Consider the following 24,740-nt stretch of genomic DNA (forward strand, 5'->3'; position numbering starts at 1 on the left):
TCGGCGATAAACGCAGGTAAATAAACACGCATGGACTGGTTAAAAAATATCTTACATAGCTTACCGCTAGAGTCTATCAGTGACATTCTCGGTGAGATTGCCATTTGGTGGGGCCAAATGGTAAAGGATGTCCCGCCCGCTGATTTGCCGATGTATGCTTATCTGGGCGGTGCTGTTTTGGTACTAGTACTATGGATACTCGTTGCTCGTGTACTGCCAAAACCATTGGGCGGTATGAGCTGGATGGTTCTGTTTGCAGTATTATTAGCACCAGGCACAGCGCTTGGTGATCCGAGCGAGCTTGCACCAGCCAGTATTAGCGTCGTCTATGCTGTGATGATGAAAGATTACGCAGGTGCGGTTGCCAATATGTTGCCGATATTGGTGATACTGGTCGCAGGGCTGTTTGTTGGTTTTGTATGGCAGCTGATACGCAGCGCATTTGCTTCAAGTTTAGACAAAGCACGTAGCCGCAGCGCAGAAGATACGCAGGCCACGTTACAAATGACCACAGGCAGCTATTTGCCAGAAGGCGCTACCGTAACCGAACAGCCTGACACTAATGTAAGCTTAAAAAAAGACAGTACGTTGGCTAAAAGAACAGATAGCGATAAGTCTGATAAGTGATAAAAATAAGCTAGGCGTTGAGACAAAATCACTGTCTTAAAAGTTATTTGATACCCGAAAAAGAGACACCGCTGCGTGTCTTTTTTTGTGCCAGATTGTTTATTAAGCATATAGATAATAGCTCACTATGAACTATACATAACAATTGTTAATAAATGCGAACGCATGAGTATTTTGGCAATGCATCAGGCTGTGCTAATCTAATTTATTCTTTACTAATTTATCCTTTATTAGTCATTTATGTTTTAGACCTATCCATTTATAACAACTTATCTATAACAACAATCGAGATCTGATTATGACCACAGCTGACAATACTAAGCAAAACTTTACTGGTACCAGTAGTTATATTGCTACCGATGATTTGCAACTGGCCGTAAATGCCGCCATGACCTTACAAAAGCCATTGCTGATCAAAGGTGAGCCTGGCACAGGTAAGACGTTGCTCGCCGAAGAAGTCGCTGAAAGTTTGGGCATGCCATTGATTACTTGGCACGTCAAATCGACGACTAAGGCTGAGCAAGGACTGTACGAGTATGATGCAGTATCACGCCTGCGCGATTCGCAGTTGGGTGATGATAAGGTCTATGACATCGCCAACTATATCAAGCCGGGCAAGCTGTGGGATGCTTTTACCAGTACAGAGCGTAGCGTACTACTGATTGATGAGATTGATAAAGCCGATATCGAGTTCCCAAATGATTTGCTACATGAGCTTGATAAGATGTCTTTTTATGTTTATGAGACTGGCGAAACTATTACTGCGGCGCAGCGTCCCGTGGTTATTATTACTTCAAACAATGAAAAAGAGCTACCAGATGCGTTTTTGCGTCGTTGTTTCTTCCATTACATTGACTTCCCAGAAGAAGAAACCATGCGCCAAATCATCGAAGTGCATTTTCCAGATATTCAAGAAAAACTGGTCAATGATGCATTGGATATCTTCTATAAACTGCGTGGTATTCAAGGTCTTAAAAAGCCGCCATCAACGTCTGAGTTGGTTGATTGGTTAACTTTGTTACTTGCTGATGATATGGCTCAGGATGAGCTAGAAGAAAATCTGCGCGGTGAGAAATCTATCCCGCCTCTATACGGTGCGTTGCTCAAAAACGAGGCCGATGTGAGTTTATTACAGCGTTTTGCCAATATGATGCGTCGCTAATGTTTGCCGCTTGCGTGGGCTTTAATATCTTGTGTCCGATATCGGATGTCTGATGTGAAAGTCAATGCAAATGCTCAACCTGTAACTGTACCAATTAATGATATCAGCAATATCACCAGATAATAATATCAGCCAATAAGTGATACGACTCTTATGTTTATCAAACTATTCTATACCTTGCGTACTTACGGCGTGCCAGTCAGTACGCGCGAGCTGCTCGATCTCAATGCCGCGCTAGATAAAGGGCTGATGATGCAATCGCATCCTGAAGATCCAGCACTGACTACTTTTGCTAGCCGCGAAGATATGTATCGGCTGATTCGACTGTGCATGGTCAAAGACGAGCGCCATTTTGATAAGTTCGATCGAGCCATGGCGGATTATTTTGAAGGCGTCGACAGTTTAGATTTGGATGAATTATTGGCCAAGCTGACGGACGTGCCCAAAGAATGGCTCGACTTGAAGCTAGACCCAAAAAATCTGACAGAAGAGCAACGTCGATTACTCAAAAAATATGGTTCGCTAGAGGAGCTAATGAAGGTGTTAGAAGAGCGTCTAAAAGAGCAAAAAGAGCGTCATCAAGGTGGTAGTAAATGGGTAGGGACGGGCGGCACTTCGCCATTTGGTGCCTATGGTGACCATCCAGAAGGCGTGCGTGTCGGTGGTGAGTCTCGCAAACGTAGCGCAGCAAAAGTCTGGGAGCAGCGTAAATATCGCAATCTCGATGACGACAATCAGCTCGGTACTCGCCAAATTCAAATGGCGCTACGCAATCTGCGTCAGTTTGCACGGACCGGTAGTGCTGATGAGCTTGATATTCATGAGACGATTAAGCGTACGGCAAAAAAGGGTGTGCTCGATATACACATGCAGGCAGAGCGCCGTAACCGTGTCAAAGTACTGATGTTGTTTGATGTGGGTGGCAGTATGGATATCCATGTTGAAGCGCTCGAAAAACTGTTTTCTGCGGCAAAAAATGAATTTAAAACATTAGAGTTCTTTTATTTTCATAACTGCTTGTATGATTATGTGTGGAAGGATAACAATCGTCGCCATAGTGCACCGATGCCAACTTTTGAGCTACTCAATAAATATGGCCGTGAGTATCGTGTCATCTTCGTCGGTGATGCATCGATGTCACCTTATGAGCTGATGACAGTAGGCGGCAGCGTAGAGTATATGAATAATGAAGCGGGCATCGTATGGTTGAAACGCGTACTGGAGCATTTTGATAAAGTAACTTGGCTCAATCCTGAAAACCCATCGTATTGGCAATATACGCAGACCATCGTTGAAATTAAAAAGCTGTTCGAAAATAAGATGTATCCGATGACGCTACATGGTGTTGAAGAAATGACTCAATATATGGCACGGTGATTTTAATATTCAGCCCGATTGATGAATAAATAAAATCTGTTAACACAGCTTAAACCCTTATAACAACAGCCGTTATGACAACATAGCGGCTGTTTTTTTGTCGGTGCCAATGAACTCTATATTGATTGTATATTGGTATGCTTAGTAAAGTGTGTTAACATTCATTTTAAATGAATGTTATAAATCTTTCGAGTTGGTTTGCTAAAAATTTTGATGACCATTGTAAAAAGGTCTGCTCATTATTACCAATTTAGACAGATTGTTTTTGACATCTCAGTTTATCAATGTAGTTAATGACTAAGAGAAACAACATGGCCTCACCAAAAACGTTAGAAATCGTCACCGCAACTGTTCCTGTACTCGAAGAGCATGGCGTTGCGATTACCACTGTGTTTTACAAAAATATGTTTAACGAGCATCCTGAGCTGTTAGATATTTTTAATGAAACCAATCAAAAATTGGGAAGACAACAAACGGCACTAGCAATGACAGTATTGGCCGCTGCCAAGCACTTGGACAAACTGGCTACGTTGTTGCCACAAGTGACTCAGATTAGCCATAAGCATAGAGCCTTACAGATATTGCCTGAGCATTATCCTATCGTCGGCAAACATCTAATTGGGGCGATAAAAGAAGTGCTAGGAGAGGCAGCTACCGATGACATTATTGATGCTTGGACAGAAGCTTATAATGAAATTGCCTCAGTATTTATCCAGATTGAACATGGTATGTATGAAGAAGCAATGTGGCAGGGGTTTGCACCGTTTAAGGTAATTAAAAAGGAAGCGGTCGCTACAGATATCGCAGCCTTTACCGTGGTACCAGTCGATAAGAGTGAGAACAATAAAGGCAATGATTTAGCAAACGCTCAAGATATTGATTTAAGCAAGTTAACCTTAACTGCTGGTCAATATATCACAGTAAAAACAGACCCAAAAGACAGCGACCATATAGCCTTGCGCCATTATTCTCTATACTCTGCCAGTACTGATGCAGGCATTCAGTTTGCGGTTCGACGTGACAGCCGTAATGAGCATCATGGGTTGGTCTCTAACTATATGCATGACCAACTAGAAGTCGGTGACACGGTTTTATTATCGGCACCAGCTGGTGACTTTGCGCTCAATCAAGATTTGGTACACCAGAATGAGATTCCATTGGTGTTGATGAGTGCAGGAGTCGGGGTGACGCCTGTACTGTCTATGCTAGAGGCGCAAGTATTAGCCAATCCTAAACGTCCTATTATTTGGGTTTATGCATGTCAAAATATCGCCCATCATGCTTTCTCTGATCAGGTAGAGGCATTACTTGCTAAGGCTGAGAACGTAGAAAAGCATATTTTTTACTTTGAGTTAGGACAGTTATTAGATGCTGCATGGCTTGAAACATTGCCTAAGCCTGCTGATATCTATGTATGTGGATCAATGCCGTTTATGGAAAGTATGATTGATGGGTTAGTGGGATTAGATCATGGTGTCGATAGTGTCCATTATGAACCGTTTGGCCCTAAGATGAGCTTGGGTGGTTAAGTTTTTAACATATAGTCGGTGAACTACTAAACCGCTACGGCGTTACCCTCCTTAGATGTACTATTTGTACAATCTGCAGTCGGCTGCCTTGTAGCCATTTTAGAGTTCTTTGACTATAGTATTCAAAATAAACGTTTATAAAGAAGCACTTAGCGTGAAATAATCATGCTAAGTGCTTCTTTAATCTTAGTTGAAAATAAAGAATATCAGGACACATTACTCTTTATTTTCAACCACACCAATCATGACGCCCATCTCTTTTTTATCATGCTTATCGATGCTAGGCGCATATAATGCCGATGCAATTCCGCCATCTAAAAACAGTGCATTCGGGCAGCTTAAGTTGTCTTTAAATAGGGATGCAAATTGATAAAACGTGACGGGTTCATCGCTATTCACAAACTGTATGCTGCCATCATCACACACGCCTGCACCATTACGAATCTTAAGTGAGGTGCTATCAGGTTTGAACTGTGGGTGTATCTCGTTATTGATGACGAGCATGGGGCCTGATTGGGTCGCATACCAAGGCTGTGCTTTGCCCTCTGTCAGTAACTCATCTAACGCATTACTTTCGGTGATTTGCACGTTGCCAGCTTTGTCCCACCACATAACTCCATTAGGTAATAGATGAAAATTACCGCCACCTTCTTTTGTATTTAGCGATTTGAGTTCTTTGCCTTCGATAACGGTATAGCCAATCGGTGCATAGTTTTCATTATACATGCCCGCATTCATCGCAAAGTTGAGGGTCTCATTATTCGGTAATGCGGCCAATAACGCATCAAAGGTCAGCAGAGGCTCATTGTTATCAGAGGATTGCCAAAACAGTTGTAAGGAATAACGCTCGCTCGCTAATGCGGTAGCATCCACACGGCAAACACTATAAGTAAAAGGCGTGTCTTTAGTCTGGCACGACCAGCTATCGGTGTCGCTGCTAACTGCGTCAGGATTTGTCTGCTGGCAGGCACTAAGGCCTAGCGTAAGCACTATCGTTGATAGGGATAAGGTAAAAATAGAACTTGGCATCAATCACGCGTCTTTTAATGTACAAATTATTTAAGTTTGGTTGCTATCTACTGCTTAATTACACTTTCATTACTACCTTTTAAGTACAACAATTCAGGAGCTTATTCAATCGCTAGTAGGCGGGAAGTCACGGATTGTATTGTTCACATTACCAATTAATCGCCCACCATCGGTGAGGTTGGTCAAATGCTCAGAATTATACCCAGCGCTGTGTTCTGTTGGCGCGCCAGTTTCTTTACCCTTATCGCGCGAGTCTTTGTTATAGGCAATGAGCGCATCATTATTGGCTAAGAAGCTATCAGGGTTTGCCATGACCCACATCTGGTTAAATACGTCGGCACGAGCGCTATGATCAAGTAATGCGCCTTTATCAGCAAAATAGAAAAACTTGGATAACAGCTTAATCTGCCCATCGTCTAAGCGGCGTGCGATATGGTACGGCTGCAATTGGCTAGGATGCTGTAAACCGACCGCGCCTACGATACTGGCAAGCGATTTTAGCGTGTTTTTATGGAAACTTGCAACACGCTCAGCCTTACTAGGGACGTCGAGCGCCTTTTGACGATATGGATCTTGGGTTGCCACACCCGTCGGGCAAGTGTTGGTATGACAAGAGCGCGACTGAATGCAGCCGACTGCAAACATAAAGCCACGTGCTGAGTTGCACCAATCGGCACCTAGCGCAATCATGCGAGCAATATCAAAGCCTGAGACTATCTTGCCACTGACGCCAAGCTTAATTTTGTCACGAATGCCTGCACCAACTAAGGTATTATGTACTAGCAAAAACCCTTCGACCATTGGCATGCCGACATTGTCCATAAACTCGACGGGCGCTGCACCTGTGCCGCCTTCTGCACCATCGATAACGATAAAATCAGGATAGTTATCCGTCTCTATCATCGCTTTGACAATCGCCATAAATTGCCACGGCTGACCAATACATAGCTTAAAGCCAACTGGCTTGCCGCCCGATAGGTCGCGTAGCTGCTGCCAAAAGGCGACCAACTCGCGTGGGGTACTAAATGCAGTATGCGAAGAGGGCGAGATACAGTCTTGACCTGTAGGTACTTGGCGTGTGTCGGCAATCTCTTGGGTGATTTTACTAGAGGGTAGGACACCACCTTTACCAGGCTTAGCACCTTGTGAAAGCTTAATTTCAATCATTTTAACTTGCGGATCGACGGCTTTTTCAGCAAAAGACTGTGGATCAAAGTTACCATCATTATCGCGGCAACCAAAATAACCCGTACCCAACTCCCAAATCAAATCACCACCGAACTTGCGATGATAGGGGCTGATAGCGCCTTCGCCTGTGTCATGAGTAAAGCCGCCGAGTTTTGCGCCTTGATTAAGTGCCATGATAGCGTTCGCTGACAGACTGCCAAAGCTCATCGCGGAGATATTGAATACCGACATATCGTGCGGCTGCTGACAACGCTCACCGCCGACCATGATACGAAAATCTTTGTTCTCTAGTGGTGCACTGATGGTGGATTGCAAAAACCATTCTTTACCATGAGTATAGAGGTTATCCAACGTACCAAAGGCATTGGTGTCACTGACGTTCTTAGCACGTTGATAGACTAGCGCACGCTGCTGGCGTGAAAACGGCACTTGTTCTTTATCGTCCTCAAGCAAGTACTGGCGTATCTCAGGACGGAAATCCTCTAATACATAGCGAATATGTCCAGCGACAGGGTAGTTGCTCAATATCGCATGCTTAGACTGAATCAAATCATAGATACCAAGTGCCACAGCCAAACCACCGATCACAATCAGCCACCAACTTACCAATAATAAACCCGCCAATAGAATTAAAATCGCCGCGCCAAACGTGCTATAGCGAAGTAATAATCCGATAAAATACGGCGAGCTGGTTTTGGGTTCAGGGTTTAGATTAGTACGAGATTCAGGCATAACGAGGCTCAATAGTAATGATTGATATAGATAAGATGCTTACATTTGTCGCGTACATCATACACGCATGACGTCATTACGTCGGTATCAATGGGTAACAGCTTGCCAAAATCACTTTCATTAGGAGCGGCATTAATTCGATTGCACAAATAAGTAATGACAGTATATGCAATAAAGTGATTAAAAATAGCCCATATGTTACTTTAAACAGCAAAACCATCGAGCAGGGTAGCCATAATATTTTAATAAAATATCTAGATGAAGACATGCTGACAACTATTGATCCATTTGATGCGGTGCAATTGGCATATGTGATTGAGATTTGCATTAATCATAGAAACCAAGCGGCGGCTGGGCGCTATCTGTACGCCAACTCCAGAACTCAGCTGAAAAGCAATAACGACAGCGACCGACTGCGTAAGTATCTGCTAAAGTTTGGGCTGAGGTTTGATGGGTTAAAACGATAATATTAAAAAGGATAAGACATGAATAACACAGGATTCGTGGCAGGAACGCTCGTTCATACGGATAAAGGGTTAGTACCTATTCAAGATATCGAAGTGGGCGACTTAGTTTTATCAAAGCCTGTACTCTCCAAGCCTGAAGATGGTAGCGGTGACATAGAGTATAATCCTGTGGTCAAGACCTTTATGCATGAAGACAAAGAGATGTGGATCGTGCGTTTAGAGAAAAATAATACTTCGCCTTATAGATTAAAACCAGATGATGAAAATTTTGATATTCACAACTATCTGCTTGTCGATGAAAAAATTCAAGCAGCTAGCCGCTTTAGTAGTTTTCTAGCGACGCCCAATCACCCTGTTTGGATCGTTGGTGCCATGGAAAACCCACAGGCGGACATTGAGTTCTATGACCAGCCTCACTTTAAACGTGTGGATGAACTACAGCAGTATGAAATTGCTGTGAATACTGATGGCGTAATGTATACCGTTGAGCGTGTACAACCTACCTATCAAGTCGCTAATGATAATTTAGAATTCAATCCAAATTATTACTGGTATCAAGAGCACTATCATGAAGACTACTACGATGATTATGTACAAGATGCCGAAGCGCATATGCTCGACTACAGCGAAGTAGAATATAAGGGTATGGGATATGTTGATGACATTAGCTTTTATCAGGAGAAAGGCTATTTGGGTCAACATATTGAAGATAATGGAGGCACCATGCGTATGTTCAATCAATTGACCAACGCGCAAGGTGAACATATTTTATATCAGGCAACTGTCTATAATTTTGAGGTGGCAGACAACCATACCTACTTCATTGGTCGAGCAGGACTATGGGTGCATGACGCCAGTTTGAACAATCAGCCAAATCGATAATAAAAAATAAAAGGAAAATTAATGAATAACAAAGGATTTGTCGCGGGAACGCTCATTCATACGGATAAAGGGTTAGTACCGATTCAAGATATTAAAGTTGGCGACTTAATTTTATCAAAGCCTGTACTCTTCAAGCCTGAAGATGGTAGCGGTGATATAGAGTATAAGCCTGTCATAAGTACGTTTACATCTCCGAAAAAGGAAAGAATCTTTAAAGTTGAATACTTTAACGAAACGGTAGCCAAACAAGGTAAAAAAGGTAGAAACTATATCTTATGTACCAGTAACCACCCATTTTGGGTAACTCGCCAGCCTGAAGATTTAGAGGGTGAATGGCTATCGGCGGAGCGTTTGCCATCAGGTTATCTAACCTCTGCTCATGGCGATACCATTGCGCTAGATGATTACTCGTTTATCCCTGTGCGTACCTTACCGAACTACCCTGAAGGCTGTGCTTATATACAAAATATACAAGACAAAGACTTATGGGAGACAGATGGTCTGGTTCAGTTTGTGAGATTTACGGATGATGGCTACCAGTTTGTCAGTTTAGCCAATACAGAAGAAGCGTTCAAAGAAGAAATCAAAACTGTCAATCTGCAAACTTCTGATGCCAAGTTGCTCATCAATGAAAAGGCACCCTTTATTATAGACTCTGATCTTTATAAAACATTGAATGTCCGCTTAGTTCAAGATATGACTCCGTCCGCTCATTCTTTAGAGCGTTATATTGAGTTTGTAAACGCTCCGTTAATGTATGAAGGTAGGATAGTAAGAGAAAATAAGATTACCAATAAAAAGTCTCATGAAATAGCGCTATATACTATTGATAAATATGGTGATGCAACAGGATTATCAGAAGATAGTATTCACGAGCAGATACGACGCTATAACGATGTCTGCCCCAATCCTTATGAAGACCATGTCTATAACATAGAAGTGGCGGACCATCATACGTATTTTGTCGGGCATGATGCGGTGTGGGTACTAGACGCTAAAGAGCCAGCCAATTAACCAGCTATTTAGTTTATATCAATAGAAAAATTATGACTGGCTGGAAGGCTTATATCTTCACCATATTACTGTTTTAAACCCCACCGCCAATCCGCTCCGCCAATGCCTGCAATTTTGGCACTATCATCGCCGCATAGTCATCCGCTTTCCAGTTGGCACTTGGCACACTAGCATTCAGAGAATGAGCATATTGTCCTGTTGCGACATCATAGACCCCAACCGCGACTGCTAATATGTCAGTAGAGAATTCCCCATCAGACACGGTATAGCCATACTTTTCATAATGCTCTGCCGCGCTGTCTAGGGCAGTTTGCGCATGGTTATAATCTTCATCAGACAAATTCTCTTGTAGGTTGCTAATGATGACCGCCTGTCTCGCTTGCGTACTTACCGCATAAAAAGCACGTCCAATGGCAGTTCGTGCGACAGGTACGGCGGAGCCAACTTGTAAGTTGACCGATAGACGAGCAGGACTACGGCAACAGGCGTGATAGCGCATTTCTCCTTCGACTTCGGTTGCCAAATTCACAGATACTTCGTTTTCACTAGCGAACTGCCGTAATAGTGGTTCAGCTGCTGCCACCATATCGTGACGACTCCATGCGGTCGCGCTTAGGCGTACCGCACTACTGCCCAATTGATACTGTCCGTGCTCAGTGACACGTAAAAAACCAAGCGTGGTCAAAGTATGGATAAGGCGAGTAATGGTTGCTTTTGGTAGTTCGGTCATTTGACATAGCTGTTGATGGGTGAGCCGCTCATGGTGCTCAAAAGCCGCCAGTATGATCAGTCCCCGTCCCAATGCCGTCACAAACTGTCGGTCATTCTCTTCCTTATTTTGACTCATCGTTGCATGCATGCGTTCGAGTAGTGGAGTAGCTGTTGATAAGGGTTTCGTCATTTTATACTCATCTTTTTTTGATAAAGGTTTACAGCGCAGCGAAAGTTTGGTTAAATGGTTTTAAATTATGAAACTAAGTTTCGCACAGCGGAATAACGAAGTCAATGACTTGTTAGACCAAATGATGTATCAATCACTATTCGTCAGTCAGGATGACTGATACCAAGGAGATCCACATGGCAACATCTACTAGCCCACGCTTTGATTGGGAAGATCCTTTTTTACTACGTGACCAGCTCACTGAAGAAGAGCGCATGGTCACCGACAGCGCGCGTCAGTTTTTTCAAAAAGAGTTGATGCCTGGCATTATTGAGGCTAATCGTAACGAGAATTTTGACCGTAATATCATGCGTCAAATGGGTGAAATGGGTCTGCTTGGTGTTACGATTGAGGGCTATGGCTGTGCTGGTCTATCAAGTGTCGCCTATGGCCTGATTGCCAAGGAAGTGGAAGCCGTTGATTCGGGCTACCGTTCAGCGATGAGCGTACAATCAAGCCTAGTGATGCATCCTATTTGGGCGTATGGCACAGAAGAGCAAAGAGAGCATTATTTGCCTAAGCTTGCTTCGGGTGAGTATGTAGGCTGCTTCGGTCTGACTGAACCAGACTCAGGATCTGATCCTTCGTCGATGTCTACTCGTGCGCGCGCTGTAGATGGCGGTTATGAACTGACCGGTAATAAAATGTGGATCACCAACAGTCCGATCGCTGACGTGTTTGTCGTGTGGGCAAAAGATGATGCGGGTGAGATTCGCGGTTTTGTTTTAGATAAAGGCATGAAAGGATTATCAGCACCGAAAATCGAAGGCAAGTTCTCACTACGTGCATCAGTCACGGGTGAGATTGTCATGGACAAAGTATTCGTCCCTGAAGCCAATGCTTTCCCAGATATCCGTGGTCTAAAAGGACCATTTGGCTGCTTGAATAAAGCCCGTTATGGTATCGCTTGGGGTTCGATGGGTGCGGCTGAATTCTGCTGGAAAGCAGCTCGTCAGTATACGCTCGATCGTAAGCAGTTTGGTCGCCCGCTAGCGGCAACGCAGCTGGTGCAGTTGAAGCTTGCCAATATGCAGACAGAAATCACCTTAGGCTTACAAGCCGCGCTACGCGTGGGTCGTCTGATGGATGAAGACAATGCAGCACCTGAGATGATCTCACTCATTAAGCGTAATAACTGCGGTAAGGCACTGGATATCGCTCGCATCGCTCGTGATATGCATGGCGGTAACGGTATCTCTGATGAATTCCATATCATTCGTCACGTGATGAACTTGGAAGCCGTCAATACTTACGAGGGTACACATGATATTCATGCGCTTATCCTAGGTCGTGCGCAGACAGGTATTCAAGCGTTCTTTTAAACTGAATTTAAGTTAAATATTCAGGTTTAGCACACGCCCTAACGTACGTTGCTGCTCGGCTTTTTGTTAAAAAAGCATTAGCAACAGCGTACGTTTTTCAGTTATTCTTCATGATTTAACGGCTTAGAAATTACATCCTGAAGAATAATTTTATAATTAAAAAATCAAAAAATACGCCACAGAGTAAGGGAATCTCATGACAGATATGATTGATATGGCTAATATGCCAAAGGGCGCATTGCATGGTATCAAGGTGCTCGATTTATCGAGAGTGCTGGCTGGCCCTTCTTGTACTCAAGTACTTGCTGATCTTGGTGCCGAAGTCATTAAAGTTGAGCGTCCTCATATCGGTGATGAGACGCGCCATTGGGCACCGCCAACATTCAGCGATGATACCTCCGCTTATTACGCTACCATTAACCGCAATAAAAAGTCGCTCACGGTAGATATCACTACGCCGACAGGGCAGACCATCATTAAGCAGCTAATCGCTGACAGTGATATTTTGGTTGAGAACTTTAAAGTCGGTGGTCTGAAAAAATACGGCTTGGATTATGACAGCTTAAAACAAGACAATCCGCGGCTGATTTATGCGTCATTGACAGGCTTTGGGCAGACAGGTCCCGATGCCAAACGCCCCGGCTATGATTATATTATCCAAGGATTATCAGGGCTGATGAGTATCACGGGTCCAAGCGATGGCGAGCCGCACAAAGTTGGCGTGGCAGTCGTCGATTTGTTTGCAGGTTTACAGTTGACGATTGGTATTCAGGCGGCACTATTGGCGCGTCAAAATACGGGTGTTGGTCAACATGTCGATGTGGCATTGCTCGACAGTGCACTGGCTATGCTGGCCAATGTCGGCATGAATCATTTGGCATCCGATAAGATACCGCCAAGGTTGGGTAATCAGCATCCTAATATCGTGCCGTATCAAGTATTTGCGGGCGAGGGCGAGCAGCACTTTATTTTAGCCTGTGGTAACGACAGTCAGTTTGCCAAACTGTGTGAGGTGCTCGCAGTTGATTGGCATACCGACGAGCGTTTTACGACCAACCCACAACGCGTTGCCAACCGCGAACTGCTGTGCGGTGAGCTGTCTAAGCAATTTGCCAAGCAGCCACGTACCTATTGGTTAGAGGTTTTAGATCAAGCAGGTATTCCATGCGGCGCGATTCATAACGTTGCTGAAGCCTTGGCCATGCCGCAAGCGCAAGCAAGGAATATGATTGTTAATTTCACCGAGCAAGGCAGCCCAGTACGTGCACTTGGTAACCCTATTAAATTGTCCGCATCACCTGTCAGCTATCGTACGCCGCCACCGCAGTTGAGCGAGCATACTGATAGTACGCTTGCTAATTTGGGTTATGACAGTGAGATGATCGCTAAGCTAAAAGCTGATGGGATTGTTTAACAGAATTTTTTGAATTATATTTTTTAGACCTGCACTGGTATTTAATCCTAGCGCTGCCTTTCAGCGTTAGAATTGAAGCCTAAATGCTGCTCAATTTGCTCGGCCAATTCAATCAATACCGCACTGACCTCAGCCCGTTTAGACTCATACTCTCCTTGCAAAAAACTCACTGCCATACCAGCGACCGCATTGCCTGACGCATTACGGATATAAGTGCCCAAGCAGTACATCCCATCTCGCAACTGTCCATCATCGAGTGATACTCGACTATCCTGAATCACCGCAAGCTCAGTTGCCAAATCGGTAAAATTCTTGACCCCATGCTGGGTCATAGGCGTCGGAAACGCATCTTTATACAATGATTTGATACTGTCCATCGACAACGTGGATAGCATGGCTTTGCCTGTCGCCGAAAATACCGCAGGTACACGAACGCCTGCACGAAAGGTGAAGCCAAGCGGCGCAGGGGACTCATGACAAGCCAAAAATACCACTTCGCCCAAATCAAGTTTTGACAAGGTAACCGTGTGCTGAAGAAGTACCGGATACTGCACAATCAAATCTTTAAACAACTGCACTACGCCTTGCTGCTGCTCATACTTGCCTGCCCAATACATCAAATATGAACCCAAATAAAAACGGCTTTCAGGGTCTTTGTAAATGACGTGTTTGGATAATAGACTTTGCAGAATGTTGTGAGTGGAGCTACGCGGTAGCCCAAGCTCTTTTGCGATATGAGCCGCTGTCAGAGGCTGTGAGCTATCGGTAATCAAGTCCAAAATCTGAAACGTTTTGTCTAGCGCAGGCACGGCAGTCGAGCTCATAAGTAACCTATAGAAATGAAGTAAAAATGAAATAAAAGAAAGAAGTACAAGATAACTTTTAAAATAATGAGATTAAGGGTTGCAAATAGCGTCATATCGTTCTTATAATGACGTCTCGTATATAGAATACGTGTTCAGTATATTGAACAAATAATGAATTATCAATAATTATTTACGACTTACCAATGTATCCATTCTTATAAATACATCCTATATGACAAGGAGCGTCAACATGTCACACGCGCTGCAGTTATCAAATCCAGATTTACTCAAACAATCTTGCTTCATTAAAGACGGCTGGCATGCTGCTAGTGATGAAGCTGTGCTCGATGTCAACAATCCTTTTAATGGTGAGCTCATTGGTACTGTACCAAGCCTCACCACAGAAGATGTCAACGAAGCCGTTGCTTACGCTCATGATGTCCAAGCAGACTGGGCAGCAAAAACCGCCAAAGAGCGTGCAGAGTTATTGCAAAAGTGGGCTGATCTAATCGATGCCAATAAAGAAGATTTGGCCATCATTATGACCGCTGAGCAAGGTAAGCCGCTGACTGAATCACGTGGTGAAGTGGGTTATGCCAACAGCTTTATCCGTTGGTTTGCTGAAGAAGGCAAACGCGTCTATGGTGATGTGATTCCTGCTAATAGCACACAGCTACGTCATGTCGTTCTTAAGCAGCCAGTCGGTGTTTGTGCCGCTATCACGCCTTGGAACTTCCCAGCTGCGATGATCACGCGCAAAGTTGCTCCTGCACTAGCGGCAGGCTGTACGATTATCGTCAAACCTGCTACCGAGACACCTTACTCTGCATTAGCACTGGGTGTATTGGCAGAGCAAGCGGGTATTCCTGCTGGCGTCATTCAGGTCGTCACTGGTAAGTCTTCTGTCATCGGCGACATCCTAACGGGTGATGCACGCATTCATAAGCTGTCATTCACAGGCTCTACAGAAGTAGGCCGTACGCTGATGGCACAATGCGCGCCGACTATTAAGAAGTTATCGTTAGAGTTGGGTGGCAATGCGCCATTTATCGTCTTTGATGATGCCGATCTAGAAAAAGCCGCAGCAGGCCTAATCGCTTCTAAATATCGTAATGCTGGTCAGACTTGTGTCTGCGCCAACCGAGTATACGTTCAAGACAGCATCAAAGATAAATTCTTAGACGTATTTGTCAAAAAAGTCGCTGAGTTAAAAGTAGGTAACGGCTTAGAAGAAGGCGTAGATATCGGTCCTCTTATCAACAAAAAAGCGTTAGATAAAGTTCAAGCCTTGCTAAAAGATGCGCTAGATAAAGGCGCAAAACTGGTCACTGGTGGTAGTGTCAATGACGCATCAGAGCTGACTTATAACCCAACGGTTATCACAGATATTAGTAGCGATATGGACATCGCTTCTGAAGAAATCTTTGGACCAATTGCAACCATCTTTACCTTCAAAGACGAAGCGGAAGTTATCCGTGCTGCTAACGATACGATTTATGGCTTGGCCGCTTACTTCTATAGTAGCGACTATGCCCGCTCATGGCGCGTTACTGAAGGGTTAGAGTACGGCATCATCGGCCATAATACTGGTTTAATTTCTACAGAAGTTGCCCCATTTGGCGGCGTGAAGCAGTCTGGATTTGGCCGTGAAGGTTCAAAATACGGTATCGAAGACTATATCACGACCAAATACTGGTGCTCTGATATCACCTAATAGCCATAACCTAATGAGTTGGCTTAATGGTTAGCAAAGTAGCAATTAAAAAAGAAAAAACTAGCACAAATTTTTAGATATCTATGGTGTTTTGGGTCAAACAAGCACCATTTGATATCTACTGAGTACAAAGATAAACATCAAATAAACCGCCAATCACTAACTGGCACTTATGTTACGAACAAAGAAAAGGACATTCCCATGACTACCAATCAATCATTACTTGAGCGCCGCAAAGCTGTTTTACCAACAGGACTTGGGGTTGCCTTTCCTATCTTTGCAGAAAAAGCAAAGAACTCAGAAATCTGGGACATCGAAGGCAAGCGTTATATCGACTTTGTCGGTGGTATCTCAGTATTGAACACGGGTCACAGCCATCCAAAAATCACCCAACGTGTCCATGAGCAGTTAGACAAATTTACGCACACTGCGGCGCAAATGATTAACTACGAATGTTACGTGGATTTGGCTGAAAAGCTATGCGAAAAAGCGCCCATCAGCGGCGACACTAAAGCATTCTTTTTGACCACTGGCGCAGAAGCGGTTGAAAACTGCATCAAGATTGCTCGTGCTAAAACCCGTCGTCCAGGCGTGATTTCTTTTGTTGGTGGCTGGCATGGTCGTACCATGATGTGTATGAGCCTGACAGGCAAAGTATTGCCATACAAAAAGAACTTTGGCCCGATGCCAGGACCTGTGTTTCATGCATTGTTCCCTGCAGAAGAGCTGAACGTAACAGAAGCGCAAGCGCTACACAGCCTTGACATGATCTTCCAAGCAGACATTGATCCTAGTGAAGTGGCTGCAATGATTATCGAGCCAGTCCAAGGCGAGGGTGGTTTCCATCAGGTAACGCCTTCATTTGCCAAAGCATTGCGCGAGATTTGTGATGAGCATGGCATCGTACTTATTTTTGATGAAGTACAGTGTGGTTTTGCTAGAACCGGTACCTTGTTTGCAGGTGAGCAGCTAGGTGTTGAGCCTGATTTGATGACGACTGCCAAGAGTTTGGCGGGTGGTTATCCTATCTCTGCGGTCATCGGCCGTGCTGACATTATGGATGCGCCGCAAGTAGGCGGCTTGGGCGGTACTTATTCTGGTAACCCACTTGCTTGTGTTGCGGCGCTTGCTGTTATGGAAGTGATCGAAGAAGAGAACTTACTTGAGCGTAGTGTTGTGATTGGTGATACCATCGCCGCGTTCTTAAAAGGCTTGAACCTAAGCAGTATCGGTCATATCCGTTATAAAGGCGCTATGCTAGCGTTTGAACTAATCGATAGCGAAGGCAAACCTGATGCAGCCGCCGCAGCCAATCTAAAAGCAAAATCATTTGAGCAAGGCTTGCTACTAGCGTCTTGTGGTATGTATGGCAATGCCATTCGTGTGATGGTGCCATTGACAGTTGAAGATGAAGTGTTACAAGAAGGCCTTGATATCATCAAAGGTATTCTAACGGCATAAGCAATACTGAGTGTCATTTACTTTAGCGATGGATCGCTTTTAACCAAGTACAGCTAATTCAAGTACCGATATTGGTTAAAAGATTGTACGAAAGATAACGGCAAGGTTGCCCTTATGACGCTCGCTTTGAGTAAGTTTTTTAACGGCGCCTTGCAAGTCAAGACGCCGTTTTTGTATTTGCTGTTTGAATACTATACCGACGGCAAATACACGTTTTTCGGCGACGCGACAGACACAACAAACATGATGGGTATGATCCCATGAAACAAAAATAGTGTAACTGTAACAGGTTCACACGGATGAAACACAGACAAGGAGTAGGTTATGTCTGAATTAAAAAAGTCGCTAGGGGTGTTCGATATCATTGCACTGGCATTCGGTGCAATGGTCGGTTGGGGCTGGGTTGTACTGGCAGGTAGTTGGATCATCTCGGCAGGTATATGGGGCGCAATTAGCGCCTTTTTGATAGGCGGTCTAGTAGTCGTATTGATTGGTGTGACATATGCTGAACTTGCGGCCTCTATGCCAATCACTGGCGGTGAGCATACTTATACTCACCGAGCACTAGGGGTTAATGTTTCCTTTATTTGCTCATGGAGTATTTTGTTCGGTTATTTCTCAGTCGTCGCGTTTGAGGCCGTGGCACTGCCCACCGTCGTCGAATACATTATTCCCAATTATAGCCAAGGGTATCTTTGGAATGTTGCTGGCTGGGATGTTTACGCCACTTGGGTAGGCGTCGGGATGCTAGGCTCAGTGATTGTTACTTGGCTGAACATACGCGGTATGGAAGTCAGTGCGTGGTTCCAAAAAACAGCAGTCGTCGGTATCTTTCTAGTTGGTATATTACTATTCGTGGGGGCGTTACTGTTTAGTCCTGAAACTTCTAATACCGTACAAGCGCCTAACTTTATTGGTGGTATGGGTGGCATCATGACGGTGATGGTAATGGTACCGTTCTTGTTCGTTGGCTTCGATGTCATTCCCCAAGCTGCAGAAGAAATCAATCTATCTCGTCCGAACATCGGTAAGTTTTTGATCGTCTCTATTATTATCGCTGTACTGTGGTATGTAGCAGTCGCTTGGAGTGTGGGTAAGACTTTACCGCTATTACAGGCGCAAGACTCAACATTGGCAACGGCTGATGCGATGACCAATGCTTGGAATGGTAAATGGGCTGGTACGTTACTGGTTATTGGCGGCGTGCTAGGTATTTTATCGAGCTGGAATGCGTTTCTTATCGGTGGTAGTCGTCTGCTATATGCTATGGGCAAAACGCACATGTTGCCACAGTTTTTGTGCAAACTGCATCCGAAATACAATACGCCCGTCAATGCGATTTTATTGATCGGTGGTCTCGCGACACTTGCGCCATTATTTGGTCGCAAAATGCTGGTATGGATTGTAGATGCTGGTGGGTTCGGTATCGTTATTGCTTATACTTGTGTTGCTCTGTCATTCTTAGTGCTGCGTTACCGTGAGCCTGATATGGTACGTCCGTTTAGAGTACCAGCAGGTAAATTGGTTGGTATTATCACTATTATCCTCAGTCTTGGTATGTTGGCACTATATCTACCAGGTATGCCATCAGCACTTGTCGCTATTGAGTGGTGGATTTTCCTTGGCTGGATCGTACTTGGTGGCGTATTGTACGGTTATGCCACGATGAAGAATCCTGGTAAGAGTAAAGACATTATGGATCATGAGCTGCGTGAGCTAAAAACGGCTAACCAGCAGTGGTTAAAAGACAATCCATATAAAAAGTAGACTTACTTTAATTAGCTTTCATAAAAAAGCCTAACGTCAAACGTTAGGCTTTTTTTTCATTCAACTAAGGTTTTAATCTATTAAGACTTATCACGAATCAACTTATAGTTTAAGAACTCAGTGATGCCAAGGGTGCCAAGCTCACGGCCAAAGCCTGAACGTTTAACACCGCCAAATGGCGTATTGGCCTCAGAACCAGAAGGCGCATTGATAGTGACCATGCCCACTTCTAGTTTGTCAGCAATTTCAGCAGCCAGTGCCGCATCTTGCGTTTGGATAGACGCACCCAAACCGAAAGGCACATCGTTGGCAATCTTGATAGCATGGTCGATATCATTTGCTTTATAGACGACTGCTACAGGACCAAACAGCTCTTCACGATATACATCCATGGATTCAGTTACATCTGTCAGTACCGCAGGCTTAAACCAAGCGCCAGGCTTGTCTTTGTCCATGCCGCCTTCTACTAATACTGTCGCACCTGCTTGGATAGCACTGTCTAACTGCGCTTGCAAGTTGACCGCAGCGGCTTTTGATGACATTGGGCCAATAAACGTATCTTCTTTAAGCGGGTCGGCCAAAGTCATGTTGCTGACCGCATCGGTAAAACCTTCGACGAATTTGTCGTAGACTGATTCGATGACGATCAAACGCTTGGCTGCGTTACAGGCTTGTCCAGTATTACCAAAACGACCAGAGATAGCGCCTTGTATCGCTTGCTCGATATCGGCATCTGCTGCAACGATAAAGGCATCTGAACCACCCAATTCTAAAACGACTTTTTTAAGTGCGCCGCCAGCTTCTTTCGCAACGGCTTGTCCAGCGCGTTCAGAACCCGTTAGCGAGACACCTTGTACGCGTGTGTCATTGATGATGGTCGCTGATTGCTCATTAGTCGCGAAGATATTGTTATAAACACCTTCAGGTACGCCTGCATCTTTAAAGATATCGACGATCACTTCTGCGGTGTTTGGACACTGCGGTGCGTGTTTTAGAATAATTGTATTACCTGCCATAAAGTTTGGCGCGACAAAACGGGCTACTTGGTAATGTGGATAGTTCCACGGCATGATACCTAATAGCGCGCCTACAGGGTGTTTTTCTACCGATGCTGATCCTGAATCAACTTCAATGGTACTGGTTGCCAGTAGCTGCTCAGCGTTATCTGCATAGTAGCGATAGATATCAGCCACCAGACCAATTTCGCCTTTTGCTTGGGCAACAGGTTTGCCCATCTCATTTGCAACGATACGTGATAGCTCGTCTTGACGCTCAATATAGATATCAGCGATTTTATGCAGTAATGCACTGCGCTCATTTAATGGCACTTTACGCCAGTCTTGATAAGCGGTATCTGCTTGCTCAATGACTTGTTGGATATCTTGTTCAGTGGCAGTAGGGTAAGTGGCTTCTACTTCACCAGTGGCTGGGTTATTAACTTGATAATCGCTCATATTATGTCCTTTATTTTAAAATATTATTGGGTTCAAAATCCATTTGGGTCTATATTTTTATGCGTGTGCATTAATCAGGTGCATCTGATTAATGCTTTTAGTTATTGCCTTTGATCGATGGTTTTGGTTGCTGCTGCGTAATACAGTGAATATTACCGCCACCAAAAACAATCTCTCTTGTTCGTACTCCCACTACCTGATGCTGAGGAAAGACTTTTTCAAGCTGCTCGATGGCGAGTGCATCATTTATATCATCATATTGCGGTACGATGACCGCGTCATTACAAATCAAAAAATTGGCATATGAGGCGATACAAACATCACCCGTTAGGCGAGGTTTGGCATCATCAGACTGCACAATGTCATAATCATCAGGCAAGGTCACTGGCTGTTGGGTACAGCACAGCTTATGGACTGTTAGTCGTCTGCCTTTTGCATCGGTCATATTTGAGAGCTGCTCGTAGGCTTTTTGCGTTGCTTCATAAAACGGATTCTCAGGATCATCAGTGAATAAGCAAACCACTTCACCAGGTCGTGCAAAGCAAGCGATATCATCGATGTGACCTGTAGTCTCATCAGGGTCGATACCATCATCAATCCAGAGCACTTTTTGGACATTGAGATAGGCTTTTAGCTTGTCCTCGATTTGCTGCTCGCTCAGATGTGGATTGCGCCCCGGGCTTAGCAGACACATACGCGTGGTCAGAACCGTGCCTTCACCATCGACATGAAACGCGCCGCCTTCCATGACAAAGTCATCCGTTCGATAACGCGGAATATCTAGATGCTCACATAAGCGTTCTGCGAGTTTATCATCGTCATCCCATGGCGAGTAGAGCCCATCATAGTCTCCGCCCCACGCATTGAATGTCCAATCACAAGCGCGTAGCTCGCCTGCGTCATTGATTAAAAATGTCGGCACAGTATCACGCGCCCACGCATCGTTGCTAGGCATAGAGATAACATCGATATCATCAGGTAAGCTATCGCGGCACTGTTGATAATCCTCAGGATTAACCAGTACGCCGACTTCACAAAACTTGTTAATTGCCAATGCAACATCAGCATAAGCCTTCTTGGCAGGGATTGCTTGTTGTCGCCAGTTATCAGCACGGTATGGCCAGACCATCCATACCTTTTGTATTGGCTCAAACTCTGCTGGCATATAAAAACCATCTTGCTGCGGGGTTGAGTCTGTCAGTAATATAGACATAAAATCACCTTATCGTACACGAGCGACTATAAAAATAGTGAGAGTAAACTAAAGAGACGGAAAACAAATTAACCGTGAGTGAGCAGTGTGCCATACATCGATGGACGACGGTCACGGAACACACCCCATTGCTGACGATCGATAGCCAGTTGATCTAAGTCAAAGGTGGTACTAATCACTTCGCTAGTATTTGCTGAGGCTTCTTTTATGATGTCGCCGCGGCCGTCGGTAATGAATGAGCTACCATAGAACTGCATCGTGCTGTCATTGCCATTTTGGCTGATGGTTTCTGTGCCAATGCGATTGGCTGCAATAACTGGCATCAGGTTGGCGGCAGAATGGCCTTGCATACAGCGCTGCCAATGGCCTTTTGAGTCGATACCGAGTGTTGGCTCATCACCAATGGCAGTCGGGTAAAACAGCAACTCGGCACCCATCAATGCCATACTACGGGCGCATTCAGGGAACCACTGATCCCAGCAGATACCGACACCAATCTTAGCGTATTTGGTTTGCCAAACCTTAAATCCTGTATCACCAGGGGTAAAGTAGAATTTTTCGGCATAAGGAATACCATCTGGTATATGCGTTTTGCGATAAGTGCCCAGTATCTCGCCATCGGCATCGATCACAGTGATGCTATTAAAGAAAGTATTGCCTGATTTTTCATAAAAGCTAATCGGTAGTACCACTTCTAACTCTTTTGCCAACTTTTTGAAGTGATTGATAGCTGCATTGTCTTCGACTGAAGTTGCCAGTTTAAAATAATCAAAGTCATGAACTTGGCAGAAGTAGGGCGTCTCAAACAGTTCTTGAAGTAAGATAATATTGGCACCATCGTTGGCCGCTTTTTTGACCAAGTCAGTCGCGGTCGCAATGTTTTGCTGGATGTCCCAGCCGCATGTCATTTGCGTAGTCGCCACAGTAACGTTTCGCATGATCTCAATCCTTTTATTGATAGATAAGTAATACTATAGGTAAATGATGATTCGTATTTGCTAACGAACAATTTCTCATCATTCGTTAGTGTATAGCGACAATAGTTAAGTCCATATTGGTTAAGTTTTATCGGCTTAAGCCATCATATAGCCCAATCCTAAGAAGGTCACGACGGACAGTCCCGCACCTAACATCGCATACGGGAATTGGGTAAAGGCATGCTGCATGGGTGAGCAGCCAGCACCTTGCGCGGCAAGTAATGATGAATCACTAAAGAAACACGCATGACTACCGAATGATGAGGCTGATAACAATGCGCCAATCATAAGTGGTGTGCTCACGCCAAGGGCGAGCGATATTGGGAACACGATAGGCATCGCCAACACGTATAGGCCCCAGCTTGATGAAGTAGCGAAGGTTAAGAAGGCCATGACCGCAAAGATAACCGCAGGGAAGATAATAATGGTCATATAAGGCGTGATAGCTTCAATCACATACATGGTCATACCAAGCTCATCGTTGATTGCTTTTAGGAAAAAGCCACCAATAACGGTCGATAGTGGATAGAGCATGACTTTAAAGCCTTTAAAGATGGCTTCAACTTGTGTCTCAAAGCTTAAGATACCTTGCATCCAGTAGACAACGACAGTCACAAAACAGGTCAATAGTGCCCCGCGTAACAGGTCGATTTCAAAGTAAACGGTTGAGACAATCAATAGAATCATCGGAAAAGCAAAGTTAGCGATATTGGCTTTGAATGACAGCTTGCGCTTGGCTTTGACGTTTGAAATCAGTTGTTCTTCAACAAATGCTTCAGGAACAGGGTTACCAGCCTTGGCACGTTTCTCTGCTTTTTTCATCGGCCCCCAATCGCCCAATATGCCATAAGCAACTAAGAATACAATAAGTAAGGCAAACCAAGCATAGGCCATATAAGGAATAGCACTGATATAAAGTCCAATGCCTTCGCCATCTGCTGCTACGCCATTTTCTTCTAGTAGACCTGCAAAGTAGACTGCCCAAGTAGAGATAGGCACGATAATACACATAGGGGCAGCGGTCGAATCGACGATATAGGCGAGCTTTTCACGAGAGACGTTATAGACGTCGGTGAGTTTTTTGACGGAAGTTGATACGGCCAAGCAGTTTAAATAATCATCGATAAAGACCACAACGCCCAAAGCAAAAGTGGCCAATAATGACTGACGACGTGACTTGATAATTTTTTGTAGCCATTCACTAAAACCATCTAGGCAGCCACTGATTTCCAGGAGTTGAATTAACCCGCCCATCAGACCACAGACGAGGACAATCCAAATGATAGTCTCGTTGCCCAAGACCATCGACATATTGTCTGCAAAGGGGGAAACCAAATCAAAGGGGTTGAGCATCACAAGGCCAGCGACGCAGCCTGCGATCATAGATTCAAACGGTCGCCTAGAGACAATGGCGGTGACTAATACTAATAATGTGGGTAATAAAGATAAAGCACCCCAAGATTCATCTGGACCACGGCTCATGGATAGCCAAGCAAAGGCCAGATAGATGACGACGGCTACTATTACGGTGAGAAAGACTCGCTTGTTATGATAGTGCCCTTCGACAGCATCATTGAGTTTCATGTTCATACTTACGCTCCCTGTAGAACCTCATTTTTTAAAACAAACTCTATTCGGTGGTTGATGCTCGACAGCCAGTAGCGA

20 protein-coding genes are annotated in these 24,740 nt (G+C 44.5%); 12 read left to right on the plus strand and 8 right to left on the minus strand.

The genetic code is table 11. The features are described from left to right. Positions 1 to 30 precede the first annotated feature (30 nt). The 4 genes from JMX96_RS04070 (at position 31) to JMX96_RS04085 (ending at position 4,695) form a co-directional block, all read left to right on the plus strand. A complete protein-coding gene (locus JMX96_RS04070) occupies positions 31 to 627 on the plus strand; it encodes a hypothetical protein (RefSeq protein WP_201567484.1) in 597 nt (198 codons plus the stop codon). A 298-nt stretch (positions 628 to 925) separates the two neighbouring features. Continuing rightward, complete coding sequence (locus JMX96_RS04075) at positions 926 to 1,789, plus strand: AAA family ATPase (RefSeq protein WP_057760758.1); 864 nt, start codon at positions 926 to 928, stop codon at positions 1,787 to 1,789. Positions 1,790 to 1,942: 153 nt separating this feature from the next. Beyond that, positions 1,943 to 3,166 (plus strand): vWA domain-containing protein, encoded by a 1,224-nt coding sequence (locus JMX96_RS04080; RefSeq protein ID WP_201567486.1) that lies wholly within the window; start codon positions 1,943 to 1,945, stop codon positions 3,164 to 3,166. Between the two features lie 311 nt (positions 3,167 to 3,477). Further along, complete coding sequence (locus JMX96_RS04085) at positions 3,478 to 4,695, plus strand: globin domain-containing protein (RefSeq protein WP_201567488.1); 1,218 nt, start codon at positions 3,478 to 3,480, stop codon at positions 4,693 to 4,695. Positions 4,696 to 4,911: 216 nt separating this feature from the next. Here the strand turns inward: JMX96_RS04085 and JMX96_RS04090 are convergent, their stop codons facing one another. Both JMX96_RS04090 and JMX96_RS04095 read right to left on the minus strand, forming a co-directional pair. Then, positions 4,912 to 5,724, minus strand: a complete 813-nt coding sequence (locus JMX96_RS04090) for a phosphodiester glycosidase family protein (RefSeq protein WP_201567490.1) — start codon at positions 5,722 to 5,724, stop codon at positions 4,912 to 4,914. A 105-nt stretch (positions 5,725 to 5,829) separates the two neighbouring features. Continuing rightward, on the minus strand, positions 5,830 to 7,644 hold the full coding sequence (locus JMX96_RS04095) for an FMN-binding glutamate synthase family protein (protein WP_201567492.1): 1,815 nt from the start codon (positions 7,642 to 7,644) through the stop codon (positions 5,830 to 5,832). Positions 7,645 to 8,129: 485 nt separating this feature from the next. Between JMX96_RS04095 and JMX96_RS04100 the strand changes: the two genes are divergently transcribed. Together JMX96_RS04100 and JMX96_RS04105 are read left to right on the plus strand one after the other, a co-directional pair. Next, positions 8,130 to 8,993: a hypothetical protein gene (locus tag JMX96_RS04100; protein WP_201567494.1), complete on the plus strand. Its 864-nt coding sequence runs from the start codon at positions 8,130 to 8,132 to the stop codon at positions 8,991 to 8,993. Between the two features lie 21 nt (positions 8,994 to 9,014). Next, on the plus strand, positions 9,015 to 10,007 hold the full coding sequence (locus JMX96_RS04105) for a hypothetical protein (protein WP_201568053.1): 993 nt from the start codon (positions 9,015 to 9,017) through the stop codon (positions 10,005 to 10,007). Between the two features lie 73 nt (positions 10,008 to 10,080). On the opposite strand, the gene JMX96_RS04110 is transcribed toward JMX96_RS04105, so the two are convergent. Next, positions 10,081 to 10,908, minus strand: coding sequence for an IclR family transcriptional regulator (locus JMX96_RS04110; RefSeq protein ID WP_227676905.1), 828 nt, complete (start codon positions 10,906 to 10,908; stop codon positions 10,081 to 10,083). Positions 10,909 to 11,084: 176 nt separating this feature from the next. Between JMX96_RS04110 and JMX96_RS04115 the strand changes: the two genes are divergently transcribed. Together JMX96_RS04115 and JMX96_RS04120 are read left to right on the plus strand one after the other, a co-directional pair. Then, the gene (locus tag JMX96_RS04115) at positions 11,085 to 12,269 is read left to right on the plus strand and encodes an acyl-CoA dehydrogenase (protein WP_201567496.1); all 1,185 of its coding nucleotides are present in this window, start codon (positions 11,085 to 11,087) and stop codon (positions 12,267 to 12,269) included. A 205-nt stretch (positions 12,270 to 12,474) separates the two neighbouring features. Beyond that, on the plus strand, positions 12,475 to 13,683 hold the full coding sequence (locus JMX96_RS04120) for a CaiB/BaiF CoA transferase family protein (RefSeq protein WP_201568032.1): 1,209 nt from the start codon (positions 12,475 to 12,477) through the stop codon (positions 13,681 to 13,683). A gap of 47 nt (positions 13,684 to 13,730) precedes the next feature. On the opposite strand, the gene JMX96_RS04125 is transcribed toward JMX96_RS04120, so the two are convergent. Beyond that, entirely contained in the window at positions 13,731 to 14,507 is a 777-nt protein-coding gene (locus tag JMX96_RS04125) for an IclR family transcriptional regulator (RefSeq protein ID WP_201567498.1), read from the minus strand. A gap of 232 nt (positions 14,508 to 14,739) precedes the next feature. Here JMX96_RS04125 and JMX96_RS04130 point away from each other — a divergent pair, with 232 nt between their 5' ends. From JMX96_RS04130 to JMX96_RS04145, 4 genes are all read left to right on the plus strand, one after another. Next, the gene (locus JMX96_RS04130; RefSeq protein WP_156410706.1) at positions 14,740 to 16,203 is read left to right on the plus strand and encodes an NAD-dependent succinate-semialdehyde dehydrogenase; all 1,464 of its coding nucleotides are present in this window, start codon (positions 14,740 to 14,742) and stop codon (positions 16,201 to 16,203) included. 201 nt (positions 16,204 to 16,404) lie between these two features. Continuing rightward, positions 16,405 to 17,664, plus strand: coding sequence for a 4-aminobutyrate--2-oxoglutarate transaminase (gene gabT, locus JMX96_RS04135; RefSeq protein WP_201567500.1), 1,260 nt, complete (start codon positions 16,405 to 16,407; stop codon positions 17,662 to 17,664). Between the two features lie 114 nt (positions 17,665 to 17,778). Further along, positions 17,779 to 17,928 carry a hypothetical protein gene (locus JMX96_RS04140; RefSeq protein ID WP_201567502.1) on the plus strand — a complete coding sequence of 50 codons (150 nt, stop codon included), beginning with the start codon at positions 17,779 to 17,781 and terminating at the stop codon, positions 17,926 to 17,928. A 60-nt stretch (positions 17,929 to 17,988) separates the two neighbouring features. After that, positions 17,989 to 19,431, plus strand: coding sequence for an APC family permease (locus JMX96_RS04145; protein WP_201567504.1), 1,443 nt, complete (start codon positions 17,989 to 17,991; stop codon positions 19,429 to 19,431). Between the two features lie 80 nt (positions 19,432 to 19,511). On the opposite strand, the gene JMX96_RS04150 is transcribed toward JMX96_RS04145, so the two are convergent. The 4 genes from JMX96_RS04150 to JMX96_RS04165 all read right to left on the minus strand — a co-directional run bounded on the left by JMX96_RS04150 (position 19,512) and on the right by JMX96_RS04165 (position 24,665). Next, the gene (locus JMX96_RS04150) at positions 19,512 to 20,885 is read right to left on the minus strand and encodes an NAD-dependent succinate-semialdehyde dehydrogenase (protein WP_201567506.1); all 1,374 of its coding nucleotides are present in this window, start codon (positions 20,883 to 20,885) and stop codon (positions 19,512 to 19,514) included. A 97-nt stretch (positions 20,886 to 20,982) separates the two neighbouring features. Next, a complete protein-coding gene (aguA, locus tag JMX96_RS04155) occupies positions 20,983 to 22,098 on the minus strand; it encodes an agmatine deiminase (RefSeq protein ID WP_201567508.1) in 1,116 nt (371 codons plus the stop codon). A gap of 68 nt (positions 22,099 to 22,166) precedes the next feature. Further along, the gene (gene aguB, locus JMX96_RS04160; protein WP_201568033.1) at positions 22,167 to 23,039 is read right to left on the minus strand and encodes an N-carbamoylputrescine amidase; all 873 of its coding nucleotides are present in this window, start codon (positions 23,037 to 23,039) and stop codon (positions 22,167 to 22,169) included. A 132-nt stretch (positions 23,040 to 23,171) separates the two neighbouring features. Beyond that, positions 23,172 to 24,665, minus strand: coding sequence for a Na+/H+ antiporter NhaC family protein (locus JMX96_RS04165; RefSeq protein WP_101205679.1), 1,494 nt, complete (start codon positions 24,663 to 24,665; stop codon positions 23,172 to 23,174). Between the last annotated feature and the right edge of the window lie 75 nt (positions 24,666 to 24,740).

It is taken from the genome of Psychrobacter sp. JCM 18900, assembly GCF_904846625.1.
Classification (GTDB): Bacteria; Pseudomonadota; Gammaproteobacteria; order Pseudomonadales; family Moraxellaceae; genus Psychrobacter.

Coding starts and splice junctions, on each gene's coding strand:
- JMX96_RS04115 (WP_201567496.1), top strand. CDS start 11,085: ATGGCAACATCTACTAGCCCACGCTTTGATTGGGAAGATCCTTTTTTA.
- JMX96_RS04125 (WP_201567498.1), bottom strand. CDS start 14,507: ATGAGCTCGACTGCCGTGCCTGCGCTAGACAAAACGTTTCAGATTTTG.
- JMX96_RS04110 (WP_227676905.1), bottom strand. CDS start 10,908: ATGACGAAACCCTTATCAACAGCTACTCCACTACTCGAACGCATGCAT.
- JMX96_RS04145 (WP_201567504.1), top strand. CDS start 17,989: ATGTCTGAATTAAAAAAGTCGCTAGGGGTGTTCGATATCATTGCACTG.
- aguA (WP_201567508.1), bottom strand. CDS start 22,098: ATGTCTATATTACTGACAGACTCAACCCCGCAGCAAGATGGTTTTTAT.
- JMX96_RS04165 (WP_101205679.1), bottom strand. CDS start 24,665: ATGAACATGAAACTCAATGATGCTGTCGAAGGGCACTATCATAACAAG.
- JMX96_RS04140 (WP_201567502.1), top strand. CDS start 17,779: ATGACGCTCGCTTTGAGTAAGTTTTTTAACGGCGCCTTGCAAGTCAAG.
- JMX96_RS04070 (WP_201567484.1), top strand. CDS start 31: ATGGACTGGTTAAAAAATATCTTACATAGCTTACCGCTAGAGTCTATC.
- JMX96_RS04100 (WP_201567494.1), top strand. CDS start 8,130: ATGAATAACACAGGATTCGTGGCAGGAACGCTCGTTCATACGGATAAA.
- JMX96_RS04095 (WP_201567492.1), bottom strand. CDS start 7,644: ATGCCTGAATCTCGTACTAATCTAAACCCTGAACCCAAAACCAGCTCG.
- JMX96_RS04105 (WP_201568053.1), top strand. CDS start 9,015: ATGAATAACAAAGGATTTGTCGCGGGAACGCTCATTCATACGGATAAA.
- JMX96_RS04130 (WP_156410706.1), top strand. CDS start 14,740: ATGTCACACGCGCTGCAGTTATCAAATCCAGATTTACTCAAACAATCT.
- JMX96_RS04120 (WP_201568032.1), top strand. CDS start 12,475: ATGATTGATATGGCTAATATGCCAAAGGGCGCATTGCATGGTATCAAG.
- JMX96_RS04080 (WP_201567486.1), top strand. CDS start 1,943: ATGTTTATCAAACTATTCTATACCTTGCGTACTTACGGCGTGCCAGTC.
- JMX96_RS04150 (WP_201567506.1), bottom strand. CDS start 20,885: ATGAGCGATTATCAAGTTAATAACCCAGCCACTGGTGAAGTAGAAGCC.
- JMX96_RS04075 (WP_057760758.1), top strand. CDS start 926: ATGACCACAGCTGACAATACTAAGCAAAACTTTACTGGTACCAGTAGT.
- gabT (WP_201567500.1), top strand. CDS start 16,405: ATGACTACCAATCAATCATTACTTGAGCGCCGCAAAGCTGTTTTACCA.
- JMX96_RS04085 (WP_201567488.1), top strand. CDS start 3,478: ATGGCCTCACCAAAAACGTTAGAAATCGTCACCGCAACTGTTCCTGTA.
- JMX96_RS04090 (WP_201567490.1), bottom strand. CDS start 5,724: ATGCCAAGTTCTATTTTTACCTTATCCCTATCAACGATAGTGCTTACG.